This window comes from Knoellia sp. S7-12, from assembly GCF_040518285.1.
Classification (GTDB): Bacteria; Actinomycetota; Actinomycetes; order Actinomycetales; family Dermatophilaceae; genus Knoellia.
This window is the reverse complement of sequence record NZ_CP155449.1, coordinates 1,822,855-1,849,327: the sequence shown is the minus strand read 5'-3', so window position 1 is coordinate 1,849,327 and position 26,473 is coordinate 1,822,855. Positions and strand designations below refer to the sequence as shown.

The 26,473-nt window shown below is 67.5% G+C and carries 24 protein-coding genes and 1 pseudogene; 3 read left to right on the top strand and 22 right to left on the bottom strand.

Features of this window, described 5'->3' with window-relative positions:
• Nucleotides 1–3 precede the first annotated feature (3 nt).
• From argC to V6K52_RS08845, 19 genes and pseudogenes are all read right to left on the bottom strand, one after another.
• Nucleotides 4–1,047, bottom strand: a complete 1,044-nt coding sequence (gene argC, locus V6K52_RS08935; protein ID WP_353953513.1) for an N-acetyl-gamma-glutamyl-phosphate reductase — start codon at nucleotides 1,045–1,047, stop codon at nucleotides 4–6.
• Between the two features lie 46 nt (nucleotides 1,048–1,093).
• Nucleotides 1,094–1,825, bottom strand: a complete 732-nt coding sequence (locus V6K52_RS08930) for an SDR family NAD(P)-dependent oxidoreductase (RefSeq protein WP_353953512.1) — start codon at nucleotides 1,823–1,825, stop codon at nucleotides 1,094–1,096.
• Nucleotides 1,822–4,359: a phenylalanine--tRNA ligase subunit beta gene (gene pheT, locus V6K52_RS08925; RefSeq protein WP_353953511.1), complete on the bottom strand. Its 2,538-nt coding sequence runs from the start codon at nucleotides 4,357–4,359 to the stop codon at nucleotides 1,822–1,824. Before pheT ends, V6K52_RS08930 begins: the two co-directional genes overlap by 4 nt.
• Nucleotides 4,359–5,465 (bottom strand): phenylalanine--tRNA ligase subunit alpha, encoded by a 1,107-nt coding sequence (gene pheS / locus V6K52_RS08920; protein WP_353953510.1) that lies wholly within the window; start codon nucleotides 5,463–5,465, stop codon nucleotides 4,359–4,361. The genes pheT and pheS overlap by 1 nt, the downstream gene beginning before the upstream one ends.
• 261 nt (nucleotides 5,466–5,726) lie before the next feature.
• Nucleotides 5,727–6,812 (bottom strand): ATP-binding protein, encoded by a 1,086-nt coding sequence (locus tag V6K52_RS08915; RefSeq protein ID WP_353953509.1) that lies wholly within the window; start codon nucleotides 6,810–6,812, stop codon nucleotides 5,727–5,729.
• A 31-nt stretch (nucleotides 6,813–6,843) separates the two neighbouring features.
• Nucleotides 6,844–7,638: an RNA methyltransferase gene (locus V6K52_RS08910; RefSeq protein WP_353953508.1), complete on the bottom strand. Its 795-nt coding sequence runs from the start codon at nucleotides 7,636–7,638 to the stop codon at nucleotides 6,844–6,846.
• 49 nt (nucleotides 7,639–7,687) lie between these two features.
• Entirely contained in the window at nucleotides 7,688–8,074 is a 387-nt protein-coding gene (rplT, locus tag V6K52_RS08905) for a 50S ribosomal protein L20 (protein WP_353953507.1), read from the bottom strand.
• A 42-nt stretch (nucleotides 8,075–8,116) separates the two neighbouring features.
• Nucleotides 8,117–8,311 carry a 50S ribosomal protein L35 gene (gene rpmI / locus V6K52_RS08900; RefSeq protein ID WP_009775194.1) on the bottom strand — a complete coding sequence of 65 codons (195 nt, stop codon included), beginning with the start codon at nucleotides 8,309–8,311 and terminating at the stop codon, nucleotides 8,117–8,119.
• A 468-nt stretch (nucleotides 8,312–8,779) separates the two neighbouring features.
• Nucleotides 8,780–9,322 (bottom strand): annotated as a pseudogene (gene infC, locus V6K52_RS08895) (translation initiation factor IF-3); the annotation flags it as partial.
• A 476-nt stretch (nucleotides 9,323–9,798) separates the two neighbouring features.
• A complete protein-coding gene (locus V6K52_RS08890) occupies nucleotides 9,799–10,485 on the bottom strand; it encodes an SseB family protein (protein WP_353953506.1) in 687 nt (228 codons plus the stop codon).
• Nucleotides 10,482–11,216 carry a bifunctional 1-(5-phosphoribosyl)-5-((5-phosphoribosylamino)methylideneamino)imidazole-4-carboxamide isomerase/phosphoribosylanthranilate isomerase PriA gene (priA, locus tag V6K52_RS08885; RefSeq protein ID WP_353953505.1) on the bottom strand — a complete coding sequence of 245 codons (735 nt, stop codon included), beginning with the start codon at nucleotides 11,214–11,216 and terminating at the stop codon, nucleotides 10,482–10,484. Before priA ends, V6K52_RS08890 begins: the two co-directional genes overlap by 4 nt.
• Before the next feature lie 66 nt (nucleotides 11,217–11,282).
• Nucleotides 11,283–11,927 (bottom strand): imidazole glycerol phosphate synthase subunit HisH, encoded by a 645-nt coding sequence (hisH, locus tag V6K52_RS08880; protein ID WP_353953504.1) that lies wholly within the window; start codon nucleotides 11,925–11,927, stop codon nucleotides 11,283–11,285.
• A complete protein-coding gene (locus V6K52_RS08875; protein WP_353953503.1) occupies nucleotides 11,924–12,550 on the bottom strand; it encodes a hypothetical protein in 627 nt (208 codons plus the stop codon). Before V6K52_RS08875 ends, hisH begins: the two co-directional genes overlap by 4 nt.
• A gap of 2 nt (nucleotides 12,551–12,552) precedes the next feature.
• Nucleotides 12,553–13,158: an imidazoleglycerol-phosphate dehydratase HisB gene (hisB, locus tag V6K52_RS08870; protein WP_353953502.1), complete on the bottom strand. Its 606-nt coding sequence runs from the start codon at nucleotides 13,156–13,158 to the stop codon at nucleotides 12,553–12,555.
• A complete protein-coding gene (locus V6K52_RS08865; protein WP_353953501.1) occupies nucleotides 13,155–14,324 on the bottom strand; it encodes a histidinol-phosphate transaminase in 1,170 nt (389 codons plus the stop codon). The genes hisB and V6K52_RS08865 overlap by 4 nt, the downstream gene beginning before the upstream one ends.
• A complete protein-coding gene (gene hisD, locus V6K52_RS08860; protein ID WP_353953500.1) occupies nucleotides 14,321–15,640 on the bottom strand; it encodes a histidinol dehydrogenase in 1,320 nt (439 codons plus the stop codon). The genes V6K52_RS08865 and hisD overlap by 4 nt, the downstream gene beginning before the upstream one ends.
• Before the next feature lie 10 nt (nucleotides 15,641–15,650).
• Nucleotides 15,651–18,647 (bottom strand): bifunctional [glutamine synthetase] adenylyltransferase/[glutamine synthetase]-adenylyl-L-tyrosine phosphorylase, encoded by a 2,997-nt coding sequence (locus V6K52_RS08855; protein ID WP_353953499.1) that lies wholly within the window; start codon nucleotides 18,645–18,647, stop codon nucleotides 15,651–15,653.
• 22 nt (nucleotides 18,648–18,669) lie between these two features.
• The gene (locus V6K52_RS08850) at nucleotides 18,670–20,007 is read right to left on the bottom strand and encodes a glutamine synthetase family protein (protein ID WP_353953498.1); all 1,338 of its coding nucleotides are present in this window, start codon (nucleotides 20,005–20,007) and stop codon (nucleotides 18,670–18,672) included.
• 92 nt (nucleotides 20,008–20,099) lie between these two features.
• On the bottom strand, nucleotides 20,100–22,409 hold the full coding sequence (locus V6K52_RS08845; RefSeq protein ID WP_353953497.1) for an immune inhibitor A domain-containing protein: 2,310 nt from the start codon (nucleotides 22,407–22,409) through the stop codon (nucleotides 20,100–20,102).
• Nucleotides 22,410–22,564: 155 nt separating this feature from the next.
• On the opposite strand from V6K52_RS08845, the gene panB reads away from it, so the two are divergent.
• Entirely contained in the window at nucleotides 22,565–23,434 is an 870-nt protein-coding gene (panB, locus tag V6K52_RS08840) for a 3-methyl-2-oxobutanoate hydroxymethyltransferase (protein ID WP_353953496.1), read from the top strand.
• A 131-nt stretch (nucleotides 23,435–23,565) separates the two neighbouring features.
• Here the strand turns inward: panB and V6K52_RS08835 are convergent, their stop codons facing one another.
• Entirely contained in the window at nucleotides 23,566–23,757 is a 192-nt protein-coding gene (locus V6K52_RS08835; RefSeq protein ID WP_353953495.1) for a methionine aminopeptidase, read from the bottom strand.
• A 48-nt stretch (nucleotides 23,758–23,805) separates the two neighbouring features.
• On the opposite strand from V6K52_RS08835, the gene map reads away from it, so the two are divergent.
• Nucleotides 23,806–24,669: a type I methionyl aminopeptidase gene (gene map / locus V6K52_RS08830; RefSeq protein WP_353953494.1), complete on the top strand. Its 864-nt coding sequence runs from the start codon at nucleotides 23,806–23,808 to the stop codon at nucleotides 24,667–24,669.
• A 37-nt stretch (nucleotides 24,670–24,706) separates the two neighbouring features.
• Nucleotides 24,707–25,477 carry a polyphosphate--glucose phosphotransferase gene (gene ppgK / locus V6K52_RS08825; RefSeq protein WP_353953493.1) on the top strand — a complete coding sequence of 257 codons (771 nt, stop codon included), beginning with the start codon at nucleotides 24,707–24,709 and terminating at the stop codon, nucleotides 25,475–25,477.
• A gap of 48 nt (nucleotides 25,478–25,525) precedes the next feature.
• On the opposite strand, the gene V6K52_RS08820 is transcribed toward ppgK, so the two are convergent.
• Together V6K52_RS08820 and V6K52_RS08815 are read right to left on the bottom strand one after the other, a co-directional pair.
• Nucleotides 25,526–25,711: a hypothetical protein gene (locus V6K52_RS08820; RefSeq protein ID WP_353953492.1), complete on the bottom strand. Its 186-nt coding sequence runs from the start codon at nucleotides 25,709–25,711 to the stop codon at nucleotides 25,526–25,528.
• Nucleotides 25,712–25,794: 83 nt separating this feature from the next.
• The gene (locus V6K52_RS08815; RefSeq protein WP_353953491.1) at nucleotides 25,795–26,448 is read right to left on the bottom strand and encodes an MBL fold metallo-hydrolase; all 654 of its coding nucleotides are present in this window, start codon (nucleotides 26,446–26,448) and stop codon (nucleotides 25,795–25,797) included.
• Between the last annotated feature and the right edge of the window lie 25 nt (nucleotides 26,449–26,473).

The following is a 26,473-nucleotide window of genomic DNA, read 5'->3' as shown; positions in this document are numbered from 1 at the left end:
CGCTCACGGCGCCACCCCCGATCCGAGAAGGCCGGTCGACTCAGGAAGGCCGACGGCAAGGTTGAGGCACTGCACAGCCGCGCCAGCGGTTCCCTTGGCGAGGTTGTCGATCGCCGCGACCACGACCACGCGACCGGCCCGCTCGTCGAACGTGACCTGGACGGTGACATGGTTGCTGCCGACCACCTGCGCCGTGGCAGGCCAGGTGCCGGGCTCGAGGAGGTGCACGAACGTCTCGCCCGAGTAGGCCGCGTGCCAGGCCTCGCGAACCTCCGTTGCGGAGACTCCTGCTGACACCTTGGCAGTGCAGGTGGCCAGGATGCCGCGAGGCATGGGCGCCAATGTCGGGGTGAAGGACACGGTGACGGGCGAGCCAGCGGCGGCGGCGAGGTTCTGCTCGATCTCGGGTGTGTGGCGATGCACTCCCCCGACGCCGTAGAGCGACATGGAACCCATGACCTCGGATCCCAGCAGGTGCGGCTTGACCGCCTTGCCTGCACCGGAGGTGCCAGAGGCCGCGACGATCACGACGTCATCGGTCTGCACCACTCCGGCGGCGAGACCGGGGGCGAGGGCCAAGGAGACCGCAGTCGGATAGCACCCCGGAACAGCAACGCGACGGGCACCGGACAGAGCGTCGCGGCCCGAACCGCCACCCGCCAGCGCAAGTTCAGGCAGACCGTAGGCCCACGACCCGGCATACGGGGTGTCATAGAAGCTGGTCCAGGCAGACTCGCTGCGCAGGCGGAAGTCGGCACCGCAGTCGATGACCACTGTGTCGTCGCCGAGAGCCTCGGCCACCGCAGCTGAGTGACCATGCGGAAGGGCGAGTAGCACGACATCGTGTCCGGCCAGGACGTCCGCGGTCGTCTCGTCGAACACACGGTCCGCGAGGCCAAAGAGGTGCGGGTGGATCCCGCCCAGACGTGAGCCTGCGTTGCCACCAGCGGTGAGAGAACCGATCGTGACTTCAGGGTGCTGCAACAGCCAGCGGAGTGCTTCGCCTCCGGCATAGCCGCTTGCTCCCGCAACTGCGACGCTCACCATGTGCATAGTCTTGCACGCGAAGGCATCTCTATGCAAAAAGGTTTGCTCAGCCCAGCGGGTCGTCGTCTCCCCAAGCAATGAGGCCCAGAGTCCGATCGCCCTCTCCCAGACCGGCTGCTGCTTGGGCCTGCAAGGACTCGACGGTGTCGGTTCCGGCTCGCACCATCCGGCCGCTCCAGGCATCGAGCTCGCCGCCCGCGATCGCGAGCAGCAGCTCGGTGACCTCGTTGGGGGACGTCCATTCTGTGCGGCCTCGGTGCATCACCATCGACTCCGTCATGTCCGTCCTCACGACACCGGGCGCCAGGTCGAAGACGAGTGCGGTGCGGCCCTCGCCGAGACCGAGTTGGGAAGTCAGCCGCGCCAGCGCACCCTTGCTGAGGTTGTAGGCCGTGGCGTTGTCAGCGTTCTTGTAAGCCGCGCCAGAATTGATATTGACGATCCTGCCCACACCGCGCTCAAGGTGGGGGAGCACCGCGCGAGTCATGAGGTAGGGACCACGCACGTTGGTCTCGACCGTCTCCCACCACTCATCAGGGTCACTGTCGACCAGCGTCACCTCGGCGTCGATGACCCCGGCGTTGTTGACGAGCAGGTCGATCCGTCCTCGGCGTGCCACGACATCAGCGACCCACGCCTCGACAGCAGCCCGGTCCGTGACCGGGGCCGTGGAGCGCGAACCGCGCTCCACGGCATACCCGTTGTCCTGCAAAGCATCGGCGAGGTGCGCACCGATGCCACGCGAGGCTCCGGTGACGATCGCGACCGGCTGGTTCATCGCTGCACAGCACCCGTGGCCGATGCCGCCGACGCCACAGCGGAGTCACGAAGCGCCGACACCTCATTGGTCTTGAGGGTGCGGTCGGCGCGGAACGTCAGTCGATAGGCCAAGGACTTCTTGCCGTCCCGGAGCTGGTCTCCGCGATAGATGTCGAAGAGCGAGATCGACTCCAACGACTCCCCCGCGCCATCGCGCAGCGCCGACTCAATGTCGGCGGCAGCGACCGGCTCGTCGACGACGAGCGCAACATCCGTGTGTGCCGCCGGGAAGGTCGACAGCTGGTGTGCCTGAACAGGTGTCCCCGACGCCGCAACGAGGACGTCGACGTCGAGCTCCCCACCCACCGTGGCCACCGGCAGGTCCAGTGCCGCAACCACCTTGGGGTGCAGCTCTCCGACGTGCCCCACCACCGTGCCGTCCGGCAGCGTGACCGCCGCGCACCGACCCGGGTGGAAGGGAGGGAGGTCACGAGCCACCACGACGGACAGCTCGAGGCCGATGGCTCGACCCACCGCCAGAGCCCACGAGACTGCGTCCGAGGCCTCGACTCGACGTGATGGGCCCCACGGGCCACCCCGCTCGATGTCACCGGCTGCAGCGAACGCAACGTGCCGAGGCTGTGCAGGCACTGCGCCGAGAATGTGCGACAGGGTCACGTCGTCCGGCCGCGTGTCGGCCGGCGGGACAGGAGCTGTCGTCGCAGACGCCGATCCCACGGTCACCAGTCCGACCTCATAGACGGCGACATCGCGCGAACCGCGAGAAACGTTGCGGCGCAGCGCATCAAGCAATGTGTCAAGGATTGACGTGCGCATCAGAGGTGACTCGTCGGACAGCGGGTTGGCGATCCTGACCGTCGAACGACGGGCGTCGTCGGCGGTGTAGCCGAGCTGGTCGAATCTGCCCTCGCCGATGAACGGGTAGGTGAGCACCTCCACGAGGCCCTGGTGTGCCAACGTGTCGGCGATCGTCCGCCGGATCCGCTGACCATGGGTGAGACCACGGCCAGCGCTCTTGGGCTGCGGCAGCACCGACGGGATCTGGTCGTAACCACGAACGCGAGCCACCTCCTCGACGAAGTCGGGGCCATCGGTGAGGTCAGGCCGCCACGTGGCTGCGACGACCGTGACGATGTCGCCGTCGCGCTCCTCGACCTCGCAGCCGATCGCGCGCAATGTCGAGAGGACCTCGTCGCGCGAGTAGTCGAGACCGATGTAGCGGCTCGGGAGCGTGACGTCGAAGGTGAAGGCCCTGGGCTCGATGCGGTTGTCGACGTCGGTGACACCGCTGTCGGCCGTGCCACCCCCGTGCTCGACGAGCAGGTCGACTGCGAGCTGGGCCGCTGCCGCCGTGACCGCCGGATCCACACCACGTTCGAAGCGCTTGGATGCCTCGGTCGTGAGCTTGTGCCGGCGCGACGAGCGCGCCACCGTCACCTGGTCGAAGTGCGCAGCCTCGATGAGCACGTCGGTGGTCGAGGCGCTCACCTCGGAGGACTCCCCACCCATGACCCCCGCAATCGCCAGTGGCGTGTCCGATCCATCGACGATGAGCAGGTCCTCGGGATCGAGGGCGCGCTCGACGTCATCGAGAGTCGTGAGCTTCTCCCCCGCCCGCGCACGACGCGTGCCGATGGACCCGGACAGGGTGTCGAGGTCGAAGGCGTGCAGCGGTTGCCCGAGCAGCATCATCACGTAGTTCGTCACATCGACCGCGAGCGAGATGGGTCGCATCCCGACCTGGGTCAGCCTCTTCTGCATCCACTGCGGGCTCGTGGCCGTGGTGTCGACCCCACGGACGACACGCGCCACGTAGCGGTCGCAACCGGCGCGGCCCTCGAGCGGGGACGCGTCGGCGAGTTTCACGGCATACCCACCGTCGTTCGCCGCGGCGACATCGAGGCGAGCCGGGTCACGGAACTCACGCCCCGTCGACAGGGCGTACTCGCGCGCGATTCCCCGCAACGAGAAGCAGTAGCCGCGGTCTGGAGTGACGTTGACCTCGACGACCTCATCACCCAGTCCGAGCAGCGCGATGGCGTCGTCGCCGGGCTCCAGGCCCGCAACAGCATCGGCGCCGAGCAGCTCGGTCAGCACGATGATGCCGTCGTGATCCTCACCAAGTCCCAGCTCTGCGGCCGAGCAGATCATGCCGTTGGAGACGTGCCCGTAGGTCTTGCGCGCCGAGATCTCGAAACCGCCGGGCAGCACCCCTCCCGGCAGCACGACGACGACGAGGTCACCGGGACCGAAGTTGTGGGCGCCGCAGACGATCTCCTGGGCCTTGTTGTCCGAGACCATCTGACCGTGGTTGCCCACGTCGACGGTGCACCAGTTGATCGTCTTGCCATTCTTCTGCGGCTCTGACTCCACGGTGAGGACGCGGCCGACGACGAGCGGACCGGCGATGTCTCCACCGTGCAGGCCCTCCTCCTCGAGACCGACGCGGACGAGAGCGGCAGCAATGTCGACACCCTTGGCGTCGACCGGGACGTCGGTGAGCTCACGCAACCACGAGACGGGGGCGTGCATCAGATCTCCATTCCGAACTGGCGGGAGAAGCGAACGTCTCCCTCGACGATGTCGTGCATGTCACCGATTCCGTGGCGAAGCATGAGCGAGCGCTCGATGCCGAGGCCGAACGCGAAGCCGGTGTAGCGGTCCGGGTCGATGCCGGCGCTGCGCAGGACACGTCGGTTGACCATCCCGGAGCCACCGAGTTCGATCCAGCCGGTGCCACCGCAGGAGCGGCAGGCCTTGACGTCAGCCTCCGAGCCTCCGAGACACACCCAGCACTGGCAGTCGATCTCTGCGCTGGGCTCGGTGAAGGGGAAGTAGTTGGGACGCAGTCGGGTGACGATGCGTCCACCGAAGAGCCGCTGCACGAAGGCGTCAAGCGTTCCGCGCAGGTGCGCCATCGTGATGCCCTCGTCGACGACCAGACCCTCGAACTGGTGGAACACGGGTGTGTGGGTCGCGTCGAGGTCGTCCGTCCGGAATGTCTTGCCCGGGCAAAGGACATAGATGGGCGGCTCACGGTCGAGCATTGTGCGCACCTGAACGGGCGACGTGTGCGTCCGCAGGACGAGCCCCGAACCAGTCGGCGCAACATAGAAGGTGTCCGCTTCCTGTCGCGCAGGGTGGTCGGGACCGATGTTGAGAGCGTCGAAGTTCAGCCACTCGGACTCGATCTCGGGGCCTTCTGCAATCTCCCAACCCATGGACACGAAGATGTCCTCGACTCGCTCGGACACCAGGTTCACCGGGTGACGGGCACCCTCCGGACGGCGGGAGACGCGGACGCTGAGGTCCTGCGTCTCCTCGACGAGGACACGCTCATCGCGCTCGGCCTCGAGCTCACCCTGTCGAGCGGCGAACGCCTGGTTGACGCGACCGCGCGCCTGGCCGACACGCTTCCCGGCTTCGGCCTTGGCGCTCGGAGGCAGCGCGCCGATCTCGCGGTTCGCCAGGGCGAGAGGCGACTTGTCGCCTGTGTGGGTGGGCCGCAGGGCCCTGAGGTCGTCCAGCGAGGTCGCCTCGGCAATCGCATCCACTGCGGCCGACACCGCGGCGGCAATGGCCTCCGGATCGAGCACGGCCACCTCCACGGGGTCGAAATTTGTGTTGGGTCCAGACATGGCTTCCACTCTCATCGCGGGCAACGGTTTTGGCCCCCTTGGGCCGACGCCCTGCGGGCTGGGTCTTCACATACATGGGAGGTCATGCGCCCCCGGGCCAGACGTGGACGCTGCGCCCCGATCCAACGATCAGGCAGCCTGCGTCACCGGGCCCGAGGGCACGGTAAATCGGCGCACGGCACGGGGAGTGCGCGACGCCGAGGAGGGAGACATGGAAGTCAGCCTAGCGCCCGGCTCACCCGGCTCACCCGGCTCGCCCGCCTAGCTCGGCTCGCCCGGCAGGAAGACGCGGACGACCGCGCCACCCTCACCGGCGTCCACGATCTCGGCCCAACCGCCGTGGGCCTCGACGATGCCCTTGACGATGTAGAGCCCCAAGCCAGTGCCGGTCCCACTCGGACCGTGCCAGAACCGGCCGAAGACTGCGCGGCGCTGTGCGGCCGGGATCCCGGGACCGTCGTCAGCGACGCTGACGACGACTCCGCTCTGACCGTTGACCGTGTAGGGCTTCGCAGAGAGGACGACCTTGCTCTCGCGGTGCCGGATGGCGTTCTCGACGAGGTTCGAGATCACCTGGTCGAATCGGTCGCTGTCGGCATAGATCTCCTCGGCGCCCTCCTCGACGCTGATGGTGAATTCGTCCCTGTCGTGCCCCGCCGCCACAGCGCGTTCGACATGGCGAGTCAGCATCGCGTTGGTCAGCACGGGAATCTCGTGGATGCGTAGCTTCCCGGTGTCGATGCGCGAGACGTCGAGCAGATCCGTGATGAGTCTGGTGAGCCGGTCGGCGTCGGCATCGATCGCCTCGAGCATCGTGATGCGTTGCTCCTCGGTGAACTGGTCCCACCGTCGCAGCAGCGTCGACGTGAATCCCTTGACACCGGTCAACGGCGATCGCAGCTCGTGGGCGATGGTCGAGATGAGCGCGGCATGGTCGTGCTCGGCGCGCCGACGCGCCTCGGCATCACGCACGGCCAGCAGGATGGCGCCCAGAGGCCCGGCGTTGCCCGCTCGGAGGTACTTCGCCGTGATGAGCAGTTCGGTGCCGTCCGGCAGCAGCAGGAGCTTCTCGCGGTGGCCGGTGCGAATGCTCAGCCCGCCCCACGGATCGGTGATGGTCCACCACGATTCGCCATTGCGCGTCTCGAGCGGGAGCACGACACGGATGTCGTGCCCGACCAGCTCCGCGGCTGGACGACCGAGGATCTGCTCAGCACGATGGTTCACCGAAGCCACCACACCCGTCGCATCGGCAGTGATGAGCCCGTCGGGAAGCATCTGCGCCGCCGACGAGGCGGATGACACCGGAACGGTCAAGAAGGATTCGGACGTGGGCGATGCAGCCATGTCGCCATCCCACCACGTCTGGGCGCAGTCGTCAGAACCGACGCGTCGCTCCCGCCGACGTTGCGAGGCAGATCGTGGCAGCCATGGCGAGGTTGAGCGACTCGACTCGTTCGTGGATCGGCACGCGCACCACGTCGGTGCACCGGTCGCGGATCTCTGCGGGCAGGCCCCAGGCCTCGTTGCCCATGACCCAGGCGTGTGGCTGGCTGAGGTCGACGTCGGGCAACAGGGTCTCGCCGACTCCGTCGGCAGCAAGGGTGCGTATGCCGTGTGCAGCCATCGCGACCAACGTCTCGTTGACGTCGAGGCCGGTGACGACCGGGAGGTGAAACAAGGAGCCGGCGGTCGAGCGGACGACCTTCGGTGACAGGACGTCGACCGAGCCGTCGGTGACGAGCACGGCGTCGGCACCGAAAGCGTCGGCGCCACGGATGACCGTGCCGGCGTTGCCTGGATCACGCACGTTGCTCAGCAGGACGACCAGTCGGGGCTGGCTCGCGAGCACGTCCTCGAGGGAGTGGCTCTGCGCCGCCACCACGGCGAGCAGACCTTGCGGGGACTCGGTGTCCGACATGGCGACGAGGACGGCGTCGTCGGTCTCGTGCAGGTGGATGTCAGCGTCCTGAGCAGCTGCGATGAGGTCTTGGTGACGCTCGATCGCGGAGGAGGTGACATAGATGTCATCGACGCGCTCTGCGGCATACCGGATCGCCTCGCGCACACCCTGCGGACCGTCGACAACGAAGCGACCGGTGCGCTCACGTGCCGAACGCCGGGAGAGCGATCGCACTGACTTGACCCGATCGGATCGGATGTTGGTCAGCACGGCTCTCCCGACGCTTGAAAAAAGACGCAGGGGTGCGCCTTGGGATGGCTCAGACGGCAGCCTTGTCGACGACCGGCTGGGCCGGAACGTTCGCCTTGGCAATCTCGACGAGGGCCGTGAAGGCCGCCTCGTCGTTGACGGCGAGCTCGGCGAGCATGCGACGGTCAACCTCGATCTCAGCGATCTTGAGACCCTGGATGAGGCGGTTGTAGGTCATGCCGTTGGCGCGGGCCGCAGCGTTGATGCGCTGGATCCACAGACGACGGAAGTCACCCTTGCGGGCGCGACGGTCGCGGTAGGCGTAGCCGAGGGAGTGAGTGACCTGCTCCTTGGCCTTCCGGTAGAGACGGGACCGCTGACCGCGGTAACCGCTCGCGCGCTCGAGGACGACCCGGCGCTTCTTATGGGCATTTACTGCCCGCTTCACGCGTGCCACGTGAGTACTCCTTGCTGTTCTTGGACGTTGGGGGGTGCCGGCTCAGATGCCGAGAAGCTTCTTGACCTTCTTGACATCAGCCTTGGACACGAGAACGTCCTTGCTGAGGGCGCGGGCCTTCTGGGGGGTCTTCTCGTGGAACTTGTGGACGTGACCGGCCTGCTCGCGCATGACCTTGCCGGAACCGGTGACGCGGAAGCGCTTCTTGGTGCCGCTGTGGGTCTTGTTCTTCGGCATGGCTGCCGATCTCCTTCGCTGTCGGTGATGCAGTGGTGCTGCTGTGAAATCTGTGGCTGACGCCTATTCGGCGGCAACGGCCTTCTTCGGAGCCTTGGGCTTCGTCGGGGCCTTGGGCTTCGAGGGGGCCTTGGGCTTCGTGTCAACCGGCTTGGCCTCGACCGGCTTGGCCTCGACAACCGGCTCGGACTCGGCGACCTTTTCGACCTCGGCGACCGGCTCGGACTCGACAACCGGCTCGGACTCCGCGACCTTTTCGACCTCGGCGACCGGCTCGGACTCGACGACCGGCTCGGACTCGACGACCGGCTCGGACTCCGCGACCTTTTCGACCTCGGCGACGGGCTCGGCCTCGACGACCTCAACGGGCTGCTCTGCCTCGATCGCCGCGGCGATCTCGTCATCGAGCTCGACCTGCTGATCCTGCTCAGGGGCGGCCGCCCGGGTGGCGTCCGCAGAATCATCGGCCTTCTTGCGACGCTGCTCGGCGCGAGCCTCGGACTTCTTCTTGGTCGGGCCCAACACCATGATCATGTTGCGACCATCCTGCTTCGGCGCAGACTCCACGGTGCCCAACTCGATGACGTCCTCGGCAAGCTTCTGGAGGAGGCGGTAGCCGAGTTCGGGCCGAGACTGCTCACGGCCGCGGAACATGATCGTCACCTTGACCTTGTCGCCGCCGCCCAGGAATCGGACGACGTGACCCTTCTTGGTGGCGTAGTCGTGCGGGTCGATCTTGGGTCGGAGCTTGATCTCCTTGATGACCGTGTTGACCTGGTTCTTGCGCGCTTCTCGGGCCTTCATGGCGGCTTCGTACTTGTACTTGCCGAAGTCCATGAGCTTGGCGACCGGCGGCTTGGCCATCGGGGCCACCTCGACCAGGTCGAGGTCAGCCTCTGCCGCGAGACGCAGTGCATCTTCGACGCGGACAATGCCGACCTGCTCGCCGTTGGGGCCAACCAACCGCACTTCCGGAACCCGGATGCGGTCGTTGATACGAGGCTCGCTGATGTCGATCTCCTTCTGAGCGGGGAACGGTCAAGTTCATGCTGTGCTGCCACCGGGACAAGTCCGCCACATCTCAGAAATGAGAAAGGGCTCCTCGCGCAGCGCACGAGAAGCCTCACATCCGTCCACGAGAACACCGACAGCAAGAAACTCCTGCCGTGATGTCACATGGAGAACCCGGCGACCTGAGGTCACAGCGGGTGGAAGCGAACTTCTCTTGCGCACTGGGTTCATCATCTGGCAGATGGCGGACCCAGTCGGTCCGTGGACAAGGTTAGCAGCGGGCAGGCCCAAGACCAATTCGGCGTATGCCGCCCGCTCACCAGAGTGGTCTGCCCGCCCCGTGCGTCGTCCAAGACGCACTCAGTCGCCCTCCGGACTGCGCGCCCACCCTTGCGGAATTGGGTCGCCTCCGTGCTCAGGGCGCGCAGTCCTCCGGTCGAACGCACGTCCCGAACGACGCTACGGGGCTTCTCAAGTCAGGTGATGCGGAAGGCGAGCCCGTCGATTCTGGCGCGGAGTTCGCCGTCGGTGGCGAGCCGCTCCCCCACCCGGGTGGCGATGTGCTGGATCTCGGCGGGTTCGAGGCCCTCGGTCAGTTCGAGCACGAGGCCGAGGATTCCTTGGCCGGCGGGCGCGCCCTCCTCAATCCGGTGACCCCGCACGGCACTCTCCTCGGTGAGCGCGGCCGCTACGGACTTCGCGACGAAGGGGTCCAGGTGCGGGATGAGCCACTCACGTTCCTGAGCCAGGGCCCACACCATAGAGGGGCGCAGCACCGACGTCTGGGGGCCAGCGACGTCGATGACGATGACGTCGCATCTTTCGCTGACCGCTGCCTGGGCAGCTCGCGCGGACGTCACCGGCACTGGGCGGGCGGCGGGATCCCAGGCGGCAATGCTCGCGAGGCTCGTGAAGACAGGGAGCGCGCGTTCACCGTCTGGGGCCACGAGAGTCACGGCCGCCATGTCCGTCTGCTTGTCGACCGTCAGCCCATCCTTGACCTCGGTCTCCACCGGTTCGGTGACGATCGGGACGAGAAGCCGGGCGGACGCCAGGGCGAGCATGAGCTCGGACGGGTCGTCCGCGTCCAGGGCCGCGACGACAGCTGGGTCGGCAGCACCCTCGTCACCCTCGAAGCCGGTGACGACGAGATCCCGGGTCATGGGCGGCCGGCGACGTCGAGCGCATCCGGGAGGGTGAAGGCGTCGCGGTAGAGCGCGGATCCGACGATCGCTCCCTCGACTCCGTCTCCCACCATGGTTCGCAGGGCCTCGATGTCCGCGAGGGTCGACACCCCGCCGGAAGCGATGACCGGCCGGTCCGTGCGCGCGCAGACATCGCGCAGGAGGTCGAGGTTCGGGCCCTTGAGCATGCCGTCCTTGTTGACGTCGGTGACGACGTAGCGTGCGCAGCCTTCGGCGTCGAGACGCGTGAGCGTCTCCCAGAGGTCGCCACCCTCCTGGGTCCAACCGCGCGCTGCCAGGGTCGTGCCGCGCACGTCGAGCCCGACGGCAATGCGGTCACCGTGCTCGGCGATGGCCGCAGCCGTCCATTCCGGGTTCTCGAGCGCCGCGGTGCCGAGGTTGACCCGTCGACAGCCGGTCGCGAGAGCCCGCTCCAGGGTCTCGGCGTCCCGGATGCCGCCGCTCATTTCCACGTCGATGTCGAGGCGTCCGACGATCTGTGCGAGCAGGTCAGCGTTGTTGCCGCGCCCGAAGGCGGCATCGAGGTCGACGAGGTGCAACCACTCTGCGCCCTGTTCCTGCCAGCGCATGGCGGCCTCGACGGGCTCGCCGAACTCACCCCCGGTGCCAGCGACCCCCTGGACGAGCTGGACCGCCCGCCCCCCGGCGACGTCGACGGCGGGCAGGAGCTGGAGGCGAGGGGTGGTCATGGCACCTTCACTGTTGAGGTCATCGGTTGGGTCAGGTCTGGAGTCATCGATCTCACGTGGTGCGGCTCAGAGCGAGCTGACCCAGTTCTCGAGCAGGTGCAGTCCCGCGTCGCCCGACTTCTCGGGGTGGAACTGGGTGGCTGACAGGGGGCCGTTCTCGACGGCCGCGACGAAGCGCTCGCCGTGGGTCGCGTGGGTGACACGTGGTGCGACGACCGCGAACGCCCCGGTGGGTTCGGGAAGCGTCCAGGTGCGCACGGCATACGAGTGCACGAAATAGAAGCGTTCGGACTCGACGCCCTCGAAGAGCGCCGAACCGTCAGGCACATCGACCTCGGTCCACCCCATGTGCGGGACGATCGGTGCCTTCAGCCGTTCGACCGTTCCGGGCCACTCGGCCAGCCCCTCCTCGGTCGTGCCACTGGGCTCGGTCGAGGACTCGAAGAGGGCCTGCATCCCGACGCAGACTCCGAGGACGGGACGACCCCCCGAGAGGCGGACGTCGACGATCCGCGGAGCTTCGGCCGCGCGCATCCCGCGGACGCAGGCGTGGAAGTTGCCCACGCCGGGCAGGAACAGCCCGTCACTGTCGAGGGCTCGCTGTCGATCGGCGGTCAGTTCGACCTGCGCGCCGACCCGCTCCAGCGCTCGGACCGCGCTGTGGACGTTGCCGCTGCCGTGGTCGAGGACGACAACCCGGCGAGCGGTCATCGCTCCGTCTCCGAGCGGTGCGCTGCCTCCTCGGCAACGAGCGCGTCGAAGGCTGCGATCGACCGAGGGTTGGGGTCGATGCGCTCGTGGGACTCGTCAGCCCCTCCGAGCAGAAGCTCTTCACCGGGCAGGCCGAGCAGGCGCACGAGGCCCACGAGGACGTCGAGCGGCTGTCCCTGGGTGTCGGCGAAGTGTTCGGTGATCGCGGCCGTCGAAGTGCGTGAACGAGCGCGCGCAACATCGATGATGAGACCTGCTGGAAGCGCCGGGAGGTCCGGCGTGCGTCGGACGCCGGAGCCCGGCTCCCACACGATCCACCGCTGTTCGAGCCGCCATCCGCGCGCTTGAACCGTCACCACCGCGCAGCCGTCGATGACGAACAGTCCGATCGCGGGGCGGTGCCGTGTGGGCACCCGACGGGCGGCGAGGATCTCGAGACCGACGTCGTAGGGCGCGGCCGACAGGGCGCGGTCCTCTGCGAGGTAGACGCCGGTCCAACCCTCGAGCGGCACGACGCGCACAGCCACGAGGCCGCGTCGAACCCAGCGAGCCGACGCGGCGGCACCACCTCGGACGAGGACGATTCCGTGTCCGAGCGCAGATGTCTGTTCAGGGGTGGCCACGCTCAGAGCGCACCCTTGGCGCTCGGGATGCCGACCACGCGAGGGTCGCGTTCGATGGCTGCGCGCAGTGCCCTCGCGACGGCCTTGAACTGGGCTTCGACAATGTGGTGCGGGTCGCGGCCCGCGAGCACGCGCACGTGCAGGGCGATGCCCGCGTGGTAGGCGAACGACTCGAGGACGTGACGCGTCAGCGAGCCGACGTAGTTGCCGCCGATGACGACGTACTCCTGCCCGGCAGGCTCTCCGGTGTGCACGACATAGGGGCGACCAGCGACGTCGACGACCGCGTGGACGAGCGCCTCGTCAAGGGGGACGGTGGCGTCGCCGAAGCGGGAGATGCCACTCTTGTCGCCGAGTGCCTCGCGCAAGGCGTCGCCGAGGACGATCGCGACGTCCTCGACCGTGTGGTGCGCATCGACGTCGACGTCGCCGGTGGCCCGGATCCGCAGGTCGATGAGCGAGTGCTTGGCGAGCGACAGGAGCATGTGGTCATAGAACCGGACTCCGGTGCTGACATCACCGACACCGGTGCCGTCGAGGTTGAGGCTGAGCTCGACACTGCTCTCGGAGGTGGAACGCGTCACCGTCGCGGTGCGGTTGCTGGTCACGACTGTCCTTCCAGGTGTTCGGGACTCAGGTGGTCCTGTGGCAGTGCGGCCATGGCGTCGAGGAACGCCGTCGTCTCCTCTGGTGTCCCGGCGGTCACTCGAAGATAGTGGGCGATCCCCACATCTCGAACGAGAACCCCCCGGTCGAGCAGTGCCTGCCATGTCACATGGCTGTCGCGCAGGCCCCCGAAGAGGACGAAGTTGGCATCGCTCGGCACGGGATCCAACCCGAGCGTGGCCAACTCCGCGACGAGTCGGTCGCGCTGCTCCTTGATGACGTCGACCGTGCCCAACATCGTGTCGGCATGCCGGAGGGTCGCCCGGGCGATCGCCTGCGCGGGTGAGGACAGGTGATAGGGCATGCGCACGAGCCGGAGTGCGTCGACGAGCTCGGGATCAGCTGCGAGATAGCCCAGACGGCCGCCGGCGAAGGCGAACGCCTTGCTCATGGTGCGGGTGACGACAAGTCGGGGCCGCCCCTCGAGCAGGGTGAGCGCGCTGGGCGTTCCCGGTCGGGCGAACTCGGCGTAGGCCTCGTCGACCACGATCACAGCGTGCGGGGCAGCGTCGTGCACCGCCGTGACGACGTCGAGCGTGAGCGCCGTGCCGGTGGGATTGTTGGGAGAGCACAGGAAGACAAGGTGCGGGTCCAGCTGCTCGGCCTGCGCCACGGCGGACTCGACCGAGAGGTCGAACGCTCCCCCTCCAGATGTTGAGTGGACGCCGACGCCCCGCAGACCGTCGGCCCAGGACGTGCCCGTCGTCGCAGCGATGATGGGGTGCATCGAGTATGCGGGGGTGAAACCGAGAGCGGTGCGTCCCTGCCCCCCGAACGCCTGCAACAGGTGCAGGAGAACCTCGTTGGAGCCGTTGCCGGCCCAGACCTGCTCCGGGCTCACCGATGTCCCGCTTCGCGAGAGGTATGCCGCGAGGTCACCTCGCAGGTCCGTGAACTCGCGATCGGGGTAGCGATTCAGACCTGGGGCAACCGTCGCGATGGCGGCGACGATCTCGTCGACGACCGCAGCGGGCACGGCATACGAGTTCTCGTTGGTGTTGAGAGCGACGGGCACGTCGAGCTGTGGTGCGCCGTAGGCGGTGCGGCCCCTGAGGTCCTCGCGCAGCAGCTGCTTGATCGCCCACGCAGAGCGTGGGACCCGACTCATGATTCGAGCTCGGGCAGACGCGCGATGACGGCCTCGCCGTGGGCCGGGAGGTCCTCGGCCCGGGCGAGCGTGACGACGTGCGCTCCCACCTCGCGCAGGGCCTCCTCGGTGTATTCGACCACGTGGATGCCACGCAGGAAGGACTGCACCGACAACCCGCTCGAGTGGGCAGCACAGCCACCGGTCGGAAGGACGTGGTTGGAGCCCGCGCAGTAGTCGCCCAGGCTCACCGGAGACCAGGTGCCGACGAAGACGGCGCCAGCGTTGCGGACCCGCCCAGCGACGGTCGCGGCGTCGGCCGTGTGGATCTCCAGGTGCTCGGCGGCATAGGCGTTGACGACGTCGAGACCCACGTCGATGGAGTCGACGAGGACGACCGCCGACTGTCGGCCCGTGAGCGACACAGTGACGCGCTCGGCGTGCTTGGTGTCGGCGACCCGACGGGCAACGGCAATCTGGACGGCCTCGGCGAGATCCGGGCTGTCGGTGACGAGGACGGCTGCTGCCAGCGGGTCGTGCTCGGCCTGGCTGATGAGGTCGGCGGCGATGTGATCGGGGTCGGCCGTCGCGTCGGCCAGCACCGCGATCTCGGTCGGACCGGCCTCAGAGTCGATGCCGATGAGGCCCTTGAGCAGCCGTTTGGCGGCCGCCACATAGATGTTGCCCGGACCGGTGACGAGGTTGACCGGCTCAAGGGGCTCGGCACCGTCGAGGCCGTGCGCGAACGCTGCGACGGCCTGGGCGCCGCCCATCGACCACACCTCGTCCACATCGAGGAGCGCGCAGGCGGCGAGGATCGTCGGGTGTGGCCAGCCACCGAAGTCCTTCTGGGGCGGGCTCGCCACGGCGATCGATCCGACCTGTGCGAGGAGAGCTGGAACGACGTTCATGACAACACTGCTCGGATAGACCGCGCGGCCGCCCGGGACATAGAGACCGACCCGATCGACCGGGACCCAGCGCTCGGTCACCGTGCCACCCACAGTCACCGTCGTTGTCGACGCGGTGCGGAGTTGGTCGGCGTGGACCAGTCGGGCTCGTCGGATCGACTCCTCAAGAGCCGTGCGCACCTGCGGGTCGAGGTCGACGAGCGCCTCAGCGATGACCTCCGCGGGGACCCGTAGTGAGCTGGGGCGCACACCGTCGAAACGTTCGGAAGCATCGAGCACGGCCTCGCCACCACGGGCGGCCACGTCCGCACACACCGGTCGGACGGCCGCGACGGCCGCCTCGACGTCGAACTCGGCACGCGGCAGGGTGCCCCTGAGTTCGCGGACAGAGGGCGTGCGTCCGCGCAGGTCGAGAACAGGGATCATGCAATCCAGTCTAGGTAGCGTCCCCGTAGAAGACGTGCTCGGCCGCATGCCGGGCACGACGGGCCACCCGGCGGTAGCGATTGGCCAGCTCCTGGCCCGATCGCGCCGGCAGGCCCATGATCCGGGCCATGCCATCGGCATCGCGCAGATCGGACGGGACCGAGTCGACGGGCCGGCCGCGGGCCAGGAGCCCTGCGTTGCGCATCTGCGACGCGAGACGCCACGACTCCGCCAGGGCGACTGCGTCCTCGGCATCAATGAGCCCCTCGGCCTGGGCGGCCGCGAGTGCCTCGAGGGTCGACGTCGTCCGCAGGCTCGGGTGGTCGTGAGCGTGCTGCAGCTGGATGAGCTGGACACACCACTCGACGTCGCTCAGCCCACCGTGCCCGAGCTTGAAGTGCGCCTTGCGGTCGGCACCTCGAGGAAGGCGCTCGGACTCCATGCGCGCCTTGAGAGTGCGAATCTCGCGGATCTGCCCGGCGTCGATCCCTCCCTCGGGCCAACGCAGCGGGTCGATGAGGTCGACGAAGGCGGCTCCGAGCTCCGCATCGCCCGCGACCGGTGCAGCGCGCAGGAGGGCCTGCGACTCCCAGACGAGTGACCAGCGGTCGTAGTAGGAGCGGTAGGAGTCGAGCGAGCGCGTCAGCGGACCGTTCTTGCCCTCGGGCCGCAATCCGGCGTCGACCTCGAGCCGAGGGTCGGGAGCTGCGAGACCAAGGAGGCGGATGACCTCCTTGACGACGTCGAGCGCCTGCTCCTGGGCGGCGTGCGCCTCGACACCGGCCACGGGGTCGTGGACGAAGAGCACGTCGGCGTCGCTGCCGAAGGATGCCTCACCACCGCCGAGTCGACCCATACCCACGATGAGGTGGCGACTCAGCCGCGGCGCACCGGTCTGCTTCTCGACGGCCGCCAGAACGACCTCGAGGGTGACGTCGATGAGGGCGCCGCTGAGGTCGGCCAGCGCCTTGCCGAGGTCCTCGAGAGTGACGTGCCCGAGAAGGGAGGACACTGCCAGCCGGAAGAGTTCCGAACGCCGCACCGCGCGTGCCGCGAGGACGGCCGGCTCGGATCCGTCCTTGCGTCGGGCAGCAGCGCGCATGCGCACCTGGACCTCGTCGCGAGAGCGGGGCCGCAGGCCGCTGGACTCGCCGAGGAACTGCACGGACTCGGGTCCCTGCTCCAGGAGATCCGCGGCATACCGGCTTCGACCAAGTGTGTGTGCGAGACGTTCGGCGGCACTCCCCTCGTCGCGCAGCAGCCGGAGGAACCATGGCGTCGTGCCGAGTTCGTCGCTGATCCGGCGGAAGGCAAGCAGGCCCGCGTCAGGGGCAGCCTCGTCGGCGAACCAGCCGAGCATCACGGGGAGCAACTGGCGCTGGATGGCGGCACGACGGCTCACACCCCCGGACAACGCCTCGAGGTGGCGAAGTGCCCCACGCGGGTCGCGGAAGCCGAGCGCGGCCAGACGCTCGCGTGCGGCCTCAGGCGCGAGTCGGACCTCGTCGGGGCCCAAACGAGCCACTGCGGAGAGCAACGGGCGATAGAAGATGCGCTGGTGAAGACGTCGCACCTCGCGGGCTGCGGATCGCCACTGCGCGGTGACCGAGTCCTCGGGGTCACGCTGGTGCCCGAGGGCTCGGCCAAGTCGACGGAGGTCGCTCGAGGCCGTGGGCATGAGGTGGGTGCGGCGCATTCGGTAGAGCTGAATCCGGTGCTCCAGAGTGCGGAGGAGCCGGTATGCCGCCTCCAGAGTCTGCGCGTCCTCTCGCCCGACGTAGCCACCCTGGGACAGCGCCGACAGCGCCGTGAGAGTGGTCCCTGACCGAAGCGACTTGTCGGCCCGACCGTGGACGAGTTGCAGCAGCTGCACGCTGAATTCGACGTCACGCAGGCCACCCGGCCCAAGCTTGAGCTGACGGTCCGCCTCACCCGAGGGGACGTTGTCCTCGACGCGACGCCGCATGGCCTGGACGTCTTGGACGAAGTTCTCGCGTGACGCAGCCGACCAGACGAAGGGCGCGACGGCATCGACGTAGGCCCGTCCGAGGGCCCGGTCACCGGCGATGGGACGCGCCTTGAGGAGTGCCTGGAACTCCCAGGTCTTGGCCCAGCGCTCGTAGTACGAGACGTGGGACTCGAGCGTGCGCACGAGTGGCCCGTTCTTGCCCTCGGGGCGCAGTGCGGGGTCGACCTGCCACAAGGCGCCCGCGGCCGTCTGGCTCGAACAGATCTTGATGATCCGGGTGGCGAGTTCGGTGCCGGTGGCCAGGGCGGCGTCCTCGTCACAGCCTTCGGCCGGTTCGGCGACGAAGATGACGTCGACGTCGCTGATGTAGTTGAGCTCGCGGCCCCCGGTCTTGCCCATGGCGATGATCGCGAACCGACAGGTGCCGGCGTCGACGCCCATGGCGGCCCGGGCGATGGCCAGTGCGGCTTCGAGGGCTGCCTCGGCAAGGTCAGCGAGCGCAGCGGCCGTCTCGGGGAGGCGGGCCTGAGGGTCTGGTCGTGAGACGTCGAGGGCTGCGATACCGAGCAGCTGGCGGCGGTACTCGATGCGCAGGGCGTCCTCTGGCGTCGTGCCGTCGTCGGGCGTGGTCACCGCGTCGGTCAGGAGCTCGATGCGTTCCTCGACCTCGAGGTGGCACGCGTCGACGACAGCGGTCCAGTGCCCGGGCCGGGCCACCAGGTGGTCGCCCAACGCGGTGGAGGTACCGATGACGGAGAACAGTCGGTCGCGGGCCCGGCCTGGTTCGCGCAATGCCGGAACGAGGGCGTCGCGCAGCTTCTGATGAGCCGGATCCGAGACTGCCTCCATGAGCCGCACGAGCGTCAGGAGTGCCTGGTCAGGGTCGGCGACCCTGGCGAGAGTCACGGCGAGACCATCGGTCTCGACGCGAGACCGATCCTTGACAAGGGGCGCCAGGGCGGAATCCGCGAGGAGACTGTCGGCCCGGCGCGGGTCGGCAAAGCCGAGGCGCGTCAGATCGCCCGGAACGGACGGCATACGGGCGATCATGGTGCGCCGCTCACAGTCGCGGGAGGTACCGCTCGAGCTCGAACGCGGTGACCTGACCGCGGTAGTCCGCCCACTCGGCGCGCTTGTTGCGCAAGAAGAAGTCAAAGGTGTGCTCGCCGAGCGTCTCGGCGACGAGTTCGCTCTCCTCCATGACCTCGATCGCGTCACTCAGGCTGGCCGGCAGGGGTCGGATGCCCATCGCCTTGCGTTCGGAGTCGGTGAGACCCCAGACGTCATCCTCGGTCTCGGGGGCGAGTTCGTAGCCCTCCTCGATGCCCTTGAGGCCTGCCGCCAGGAGCACCGAGAAGGCGAGGTAGGGGTTGCAGGCGCTGTCGATGGATCGGACCTCGACCCGACTGCTCTGCCCCTTGTTGGGCTTGTACATGGGCACGCGCACGAGCGCGGACCGGTTGTTGTGACCCCAGGTGAGGTGCGCCGGCGCCTCGCCGCCGCCCCACAACCGCTTGTAGCTGTTGACCCACTGGTTGGTGACGGCGGTGATCTCGGCGCCGTGGTGCAGCAGTCCGGCGATGAACTGTCGGCCGGTCTTGGACAGCGAGTAGGGAGCACCGGCTTCATAGAACGCGTTGCTGTCACCGTCGAAGAGCGACATGTGCGTGTGCATGCCGGAGCCCGGGTGCTCGGCGAGGGGCTTGGGCATGAAGGAGGCGAAGATGCCCTGCTCCAGTGCCACCTCCTTGATGACCGTCCGGAAGGTCATGATGTTGTCGGCCGTCGAGAGGGCGTCGGCGTAGCGCAGATCGATCTCGTTCTGGCCGGGCGCGCCCTCGTGGTGGCTGAACTCGACGCTGATGCCCATCGACTCGAGCATGGTGATGGCCGCCCGGCGGAAGTCCTGGGCCGAGCCGTGAGGCACGTGGTCGAAGTAGCCCGCCTGGTCGATCGGGGTCGGCGGCGCCCCCGGTGTGAAGTCCTTCTCGAAGAGGAAGAACTCGATCTCGGGGTGGGTGTAGAAGGTGAAACCCTGGTCGGCTGCCTTGGCGAGCGTGCGCTGCAGCACATGGCGCGGGTCGGCCATGCTCGGTGCGCCATCAGGAAGCGTGATGTCGCAGAACATGCGGGCGGTCCCCGGGTTGTCGCCGCGCCACGGGAGGACCTGGAACGTCGACGGGTCCGGCTTGGCGAGCATGTCGGCCTCGTAGACCCTGGCGAAGCCCTCGATCACTGATCCGTCGAAGCCGATGCCCTCGGAGAAGGCACCCTCGAGCTCGGCCGGTGCGACGGCCACGGACTTGAGTCCGCCAAGCACGTCGGTGAACCAGAGGCGGACGAAGCGGATGTCCCGCTCCTCGATGGTGCGGAGAACGAACTCCTGCTGACGATCCATGTTCCGCATCCTAGGGGGAGGCACGCAAAGGGCCCCGGAGCATCTCGCTCCGGGGCCCTTTGTCGTTGTGCAGGTGATGCGTCAGATCAGGCTCACGGGGTGGGAACCGTGATCTTCAGCTGCATCTCCGTGCCCTTCTTGGCCGTCTTGGCCACAGTCACCTTGGTGCCCGTGCCAGCGACCTTGACCGAGTTCCACGGGTTGTCCGCGGTCCAGTACTTGTTGACGTCGGTGTCGTCAAAGGTCGGAATCGCCGCCTGCTTCTTGATCGTCACCGGAACACCGTTGCGGTGGAAGGTGACCTGGTCGGTCTTCTCCTGACCGAAGGTGGCGTCCCACGGCTGACGACGGTTGCCGAGCAGCTCTCCGGTTGGCCACTTCACCGGTGCCGGGCGGGCGTCGACGGGCAGGGCCTGTCCGCCACCTGGGTGAACCGACGTGTTGTTGTCCGCGAACGAGGCGTCGACGTACCAGACGAGCATGCCGTTCTGGTAGGGGAAGCGCTCCACCCAGTCGGGCTTGGTGTTGGCCCAGCCGAAGTTGTACGGGCCGGTCTTGAGCGTCTCGTCGTAGCCGGAGTAGACGCGGTTCTCCACGAGGTAGTAGCGCGGGTACATCTTGTCGATCGTGCCGTTGATGATCGTGAAGCCCGCGGCCGTCCAGCCGTTGGCGCCCGCCTCGACGTTGTCGTTGAGGACAGAGGCACCGTCCACGGTGATGGCGATGTCGTCGATGAACGCACCCTTGGGCGCGAGTCCACCGTCGGTGACGTAGTTGAAGCGGACCTTGGTCTGCTTGCCCGCGAACGGGGAGAGGTTCCAGGACTTCTGGACCCAGCCGCTGCTCTTGCCGCCGATGGCATCCACGTCGGTCCAGTTGGCGCCACCGTCGGTGGAGGCCTGGACATAGAGGTAGTCGTAACCCGCTTCGATGTCGTAGTCGAGCCATGCCGACATCGAGGCCGACGTCTTGCCGGTCAGGTTGACGTCACGCGTGAGCGAGTTCTTGAGATCGTCGCCCGATCCACTCCACCACTCGGCTGCGCCACTGTGCGGGGTGTTGTACTTCGTGACGACCCTCTTGTCGGGCAGGGGGACGGCGACGGCCTGGGGCGTCTTGGCGCCGTCGAGGTCCGCCTGGCCAAGCGTGTAGTTGCCGCTCTTGTCGGCGACCGTGTAGTCGAGCCAGCCAAGCTGGAGCTTCTCGAGCGGGCCCATGTAGCCGGGCTTGGAGCCGATGTCGACGGTGCCGTTGTTGAGCCACGAACCACCGGACATGAGCGTCCAGAAGCCGGTGCCGTTGTCGCCACCTGCGGTGTCGTAGTAGTCCGGGAGGCCGAGGTCGTGACCGAACTCGTGGGTGAAGACACCAAGGCCACCGTTCTCGGGCTCGGTGGTGTAGTCGCCGATCCAGATGCCGGAGGTGCCGAGCTGGACACCACCCGCCTTGTTGGTGGCGGGACCGGTCTTGCCGATCTGGTTGGAGTAGGCGTACCAACGGTGCGACCAGATGGCGTCCTCGCCCTGGGCGCCGCCACCGGCCTCTTCGCCCTCCCCGGCGTGAATGGCCTGGAAGTGGTCGATGTAGCCGTCGGCCTCGGCGAAGTTGCCGTCGCCATCGAAGTCGTAGCGGTCGACCTTGTCGAACTGCAGGAGGTAGGTCTTGATCTCGGCGTCGGTCTTGCCAGCGGCCTTCTGGCTGTCGAACCACGCCGTGGCCGAATCCTGCACAAAGGGCCAGGCACCTTCGGCGTCGCTGATCTTGTTGCTGCCGTAGGTCGCCGCGTTTCCGGGCACACTCACCCAGTCGGAGACGTCACCCTTGGCGAGGAAGCGGCCGTTGGACTGCTTGAGATAGAAGTCCTTGAAGGACTCGCCCTCGCCGAACATCATCTCGAGGTAGTGCTTGCGGTTGAAGTCGGCCCTCCACTCGGTGGAGTTGTTGTCGGTTGCGCTGCCGTCCCAGTTGCGGTCGGGCTCGGGGATCTCGTTGTGGATCGGCCCAGCGGTGCCACCGGTCTTCGGGTTCACCTCGTCGCCGAACTCAGCCAGGATCGTGAAGATGTCCTCTTCACGATCCACCGGATAGGACACGAAACGGTCCTTGGCGGCCTTGGAGCCCTTGGCGGCCTTGGCGTTGCCCTTGACCTTGATGACGCGCTGGCCACCGCGGGTCTCGGTGGTCGCCTCGCCCTTGATGAGCTTGTTGACGGCGTCCTTGCGCAGCTCGCGCGCGGCGTCGCCGAGCGGGTTGGGCAGGTCGTGATCGCGGTGCGACTCCGAGGCCGCCTGGGGGTCCGAGGGTGGGGCGGTGTCCTTCGCCTGCGCACCCAACGGCGCGAGGCTCACCACCAATGCTGCTCCAGCCAGTCCGGCCAGGGCGCGACTGTGTGCTCTTGTCACGGTTCCTCCGAGTGTGTTCGCCCGCCAGGGTAGGCGTGCCCATGCAGAGAAACATGTGCAATCGGATAGCACAATGATTTGTGGGGTTTCTTTGCCTGCCCTTTACCTTCTGTGCTCACAGGCCGAGACAGCACCGCTCTGACAGGATCGCGTCCATGAGCGAACAGCCCACCCCCCAGGCCGAGACGATGAACCCCTACGGCACGGGCGCGCAGGCGGCGCCCCAGAAGCGGATCCGCGTCCCTCATCTTCAGAAGATGAAGGAGACCGGCGAGAAGTGGGCCATGCTCACGGCCTACGACATGTATGCCGCCGAGATCTTCGACGAGGCCGGCATCCCGTGTCTGCTTGTCGGTGACTCAGCCGGCAACAATGTCTACGGCTTCGAGACCACGGTCCCGGTCACGGTCGACCACCTCGTGCCCTTGTGTCGGGCGGTTACCTCGGCGGCCAAGCACGCGATGGTTGTCGCGGACCTGCCCTTCGGTTCCTACCAGGCCAGCCCGCAGCAGGCACTCGCCACCGCGACCCGCTTCATGAAGGAGGGCCTCGCTCACGCGGTCAAGCTCGAGGGCGGCAAGCCGATGGTGCCCGAGGTCGAGCTGCTCGTGCGCGCCGGGATCCCGGTGATGGGACACATCGGATTCACCCCCCAGAGTGAGCACGTCCTCGGCGGCTACCGCGTGCAAGGTCGCGGCGACGGAGCTGATCGCCTGCTCGAGGATGCCCTGGCCCTCGAGGCCGCCGGCTGTTTCGCGATCGTCATGGAGATGGTGCCAGCGCCCGTCGCCAAGAAGGTCACCGAGGCGTTGCGCATCCCGACGATCGGCATCGGAGCTGGCCCCGACTGCGACGCCCAGGTGCTCGTCTGGTCGGACATGGCCGGGTTGCGCGGTGGCCGAGCCCCTCGCTTCGTCAAGAAATACATGGACATGCGGACCGATCTCGGGAACGCCGCGAGGGAGTATGCCGCCGAGGTCGCCTCGGGCGCGTTCCCCGCCGCGGAGCACAGCTTCGAGAACTAGTCGTCAGGAACGACACGAGAGGCGGGTATGCCGGGTGCGCACCCGGCATACCCGACGCATCTGATTGCCTGTTCGGCGCCGTGCGAGGGCAGCGAGCCGCCCGCCGAACGGGCAATCAGTTGCGAGTAGGACTAGTCTTCGAGGTCCTCTTCGCCGTCCCACTTCTTGTCCTCGGCGTCCCACTTCTCGGTGTTCTCGGCAGCGCTGGAGATCGCGTTGCGGGCCTCGTCCTCGGTGTCGTACGGGCCCATGACGTCGTCGTTGCGACTGCGGTTCTCGTCGGTCTCGACCTGCTTGCTCGCGATGTTGTACCAGTACGCCACGGTGTCCTCCTGAGTGTCTGAGCAGGCGCTCTGCCTAGACTCCACCGTATGCCGATGACGTACGGAAGTGTCGCCCCCGGTGAGGTCTCCCGCAGGCGCGCCGTCCCAGCAACCATCGAACGCCCTGAGTACGTCGACAAGCCGACGCCGGACAAGAACCTCTCCCCCGAGGTCAAGGACGCCGAGACGATCGAGCTGATGCGCGTCGCCGGTCGCGTTGCGGCACAGGCGATGGAGGCCGCTGCCACGATCATCGCCCCTGGAGTGACCACCGACGAGATCGACCGCGTCGGCCACGAGTTCCTCCTCGACCACGGCGCCTACCCCTCGACGCTGGGCTACCGCGCCTTCCCGAAGTCGCTCTGCACGTCGGTCAACGAAGTCGTGTGCCACGGCATACCGGACTCGCGTCCACTCGAGGACGGCGACATCGTCAACATCGACATCACGGCCTACATCGGTGGGGTCCACGGAGACACCGATGCGACCTACCTCTGCGGTGACGTCGACGAAGAGTCCCGTCTGCTCGTCGAACGCACCCGCGAGGCGATGATGCGCGGAATCAAGGCAGCCGTCCCCGGCCGTCAGATCAACATCATCGGCCGCGTCATCGAGATGTATGCGAAGCGCTTCGGCTACGGCGTCGTGCGCGACTTCACCGGCCACGGCATCGGACGCTCGTTCCACTCCGGGCTCGTCGTGCCGCACTACGACGCGGCACCGTCCTATGACACGGTCATCGAGCCGGGCATGACCTTCACCATCGAACCCATGCTCAACCTCGGCACCGAGTCGTGGGACATGTGGGATGACGACTGGACCGTCGTCACCGCCGACCGCAAGCGTTCCGCCCAGTTCGAGCACACCATCCTCATCACCGACAGCGGCAACGAGATCCTCACCCTCCCCTGAAGCACCCTCCCCTGAACCGACGGACGAAGGAGTCCCCATGAGCAAGAAGAACGGCCTGCCCCTTGGTATCGACGTGGGCGGGAGTGGCATCAAGGGTGCACCGGTCGACCTCGGGAAGGGCGCGTTCGCGAGCAAACGCAAGCGGATCGACACTCCGGCGAAGTCCACGCCCGAGGCGGTCGGGGACATCATCGGCGAGATCGTCGACCACTTCGACGACGTGCGCGGCGACTCCCCCATCGGCATCACGATCCCGGGTGTCGTCACCAAGGGCGTCGTGCGCTCCGCAGCCAACATCGACAAGTCCTGGCTCGACTTCGAGGCCGAGAAGATGCTCGAGAAGAAGCTCGGCCACGACGTCGTCCTCGTCAACGACGCGGACGCCGCGGGGGTCGCCGAGCTGCACTACGGGGCGGCCAAGGGCCAGAAGGGTCTGGTCATCCTCACCACCCTCGGCACCGGGATCGGGACCGCGCTCATCCACGACGGCAAGCTCATCCCCAACTCCGAGCTGGGCCACCTCGAGATCGACGGCTTCGATGCCGAGAAGCGCGCGGCCTCCTCGATCAAGGACAACGAAGGGCTGACCTACCCGGAGTGGGCGCAGCGGCTCCAGCGCTACTACAGCCACCTCGAGAACCTCCTGTGGCCGGACCTCTTCGTCGTCGGTGGCGGCGTGTCGAAGGACCACAAGGAGTTCCTGTCGCTGCTCAAGCTGCGCACGCCGATCGTCCCTGCGGAGCTCGAGAACAAGGCCGGCATCATCGGCGCAGCCCACCTCGCGCAGGAATACCACGACTCGCTCTGAGCTCCATGCAAACGGGCGCTGAGCGCTCGAGGGCCCAGCGGTTGGGGCTCAGCGCTGGCGCGCGATGACCATCGCCTTGTTGGGGATGTTCTTCTCGACGTCGTACTTCGCCTTCTTGCCGGTGCTCAGCTGCTCGGCATAGCCCATCTTGGAGAGCCGCATGAGGACAACCGGGCACGCCTTGCAGCGTGGCTTGTCCTTGCAGCACTTCTTCTTGGCGGAGACCTTGGGCACGCGACGAGAGTAGGTGAGGCTTACCTACATCTCCAAACCGCGTCCACCCCCGGCGGGTCGAGGCACCCGACGTGAGCAGGACGCTAGTGGCCGGAGAACTCCACCGCACCGCGGGCGGCAAGGTCGCGGATCTCGGTGTTTGCACCCCCGAGCGAGTCAGCCTGCCCGAGATAGAGAGCCCGGCCCCGATCGCCCAGCAGACCGTCGTGGATGGGCACCGCAACAGGTGGGTTCAGTCGGCGCAGGAAGCCTGTCATCTCGCGGCTGCGCTGCCAGGGAGCGTTGAGCGGGAACGCGACGACGTCAATGTTGCCGGGCTCACCGTCCAAGCTGTCACCGGGATGGAGGACGCTGGGCTCGCCCTTCGCACGCAGCACGACGCCAACGTTGGGGATGCGTGGGATGTCGTCGTGGATCAGGGCATGGACCTCACCGACTGGGGTGAGAGTCACCGAGCCGATGGTCGTCTCGCCCTGGTGCCGCTGGCCCTCGATCCCGAGGCCGGACAGCACGTCGATGCTGCCCGGGTCGCAGAGCAGCCGGGCCGTGGGGTTGGCGGCGGCCAGGGCGGGCAGCCGCTTCGGGTCGAGGTGGTCCGGATGCTGGTGGGTGATGACGACGGCTGACAGGTCACGCAGGTCCTCGAAACCCTGGGCGAAGGTTCCGGGATCAATGAGAATGCGTTCGCCACCGATCTCGACGAGAAGACAGGCATGTCCGAGGTGCGTCAGTCGCATCTCTTCACGGTATGCCGTGTGGCCG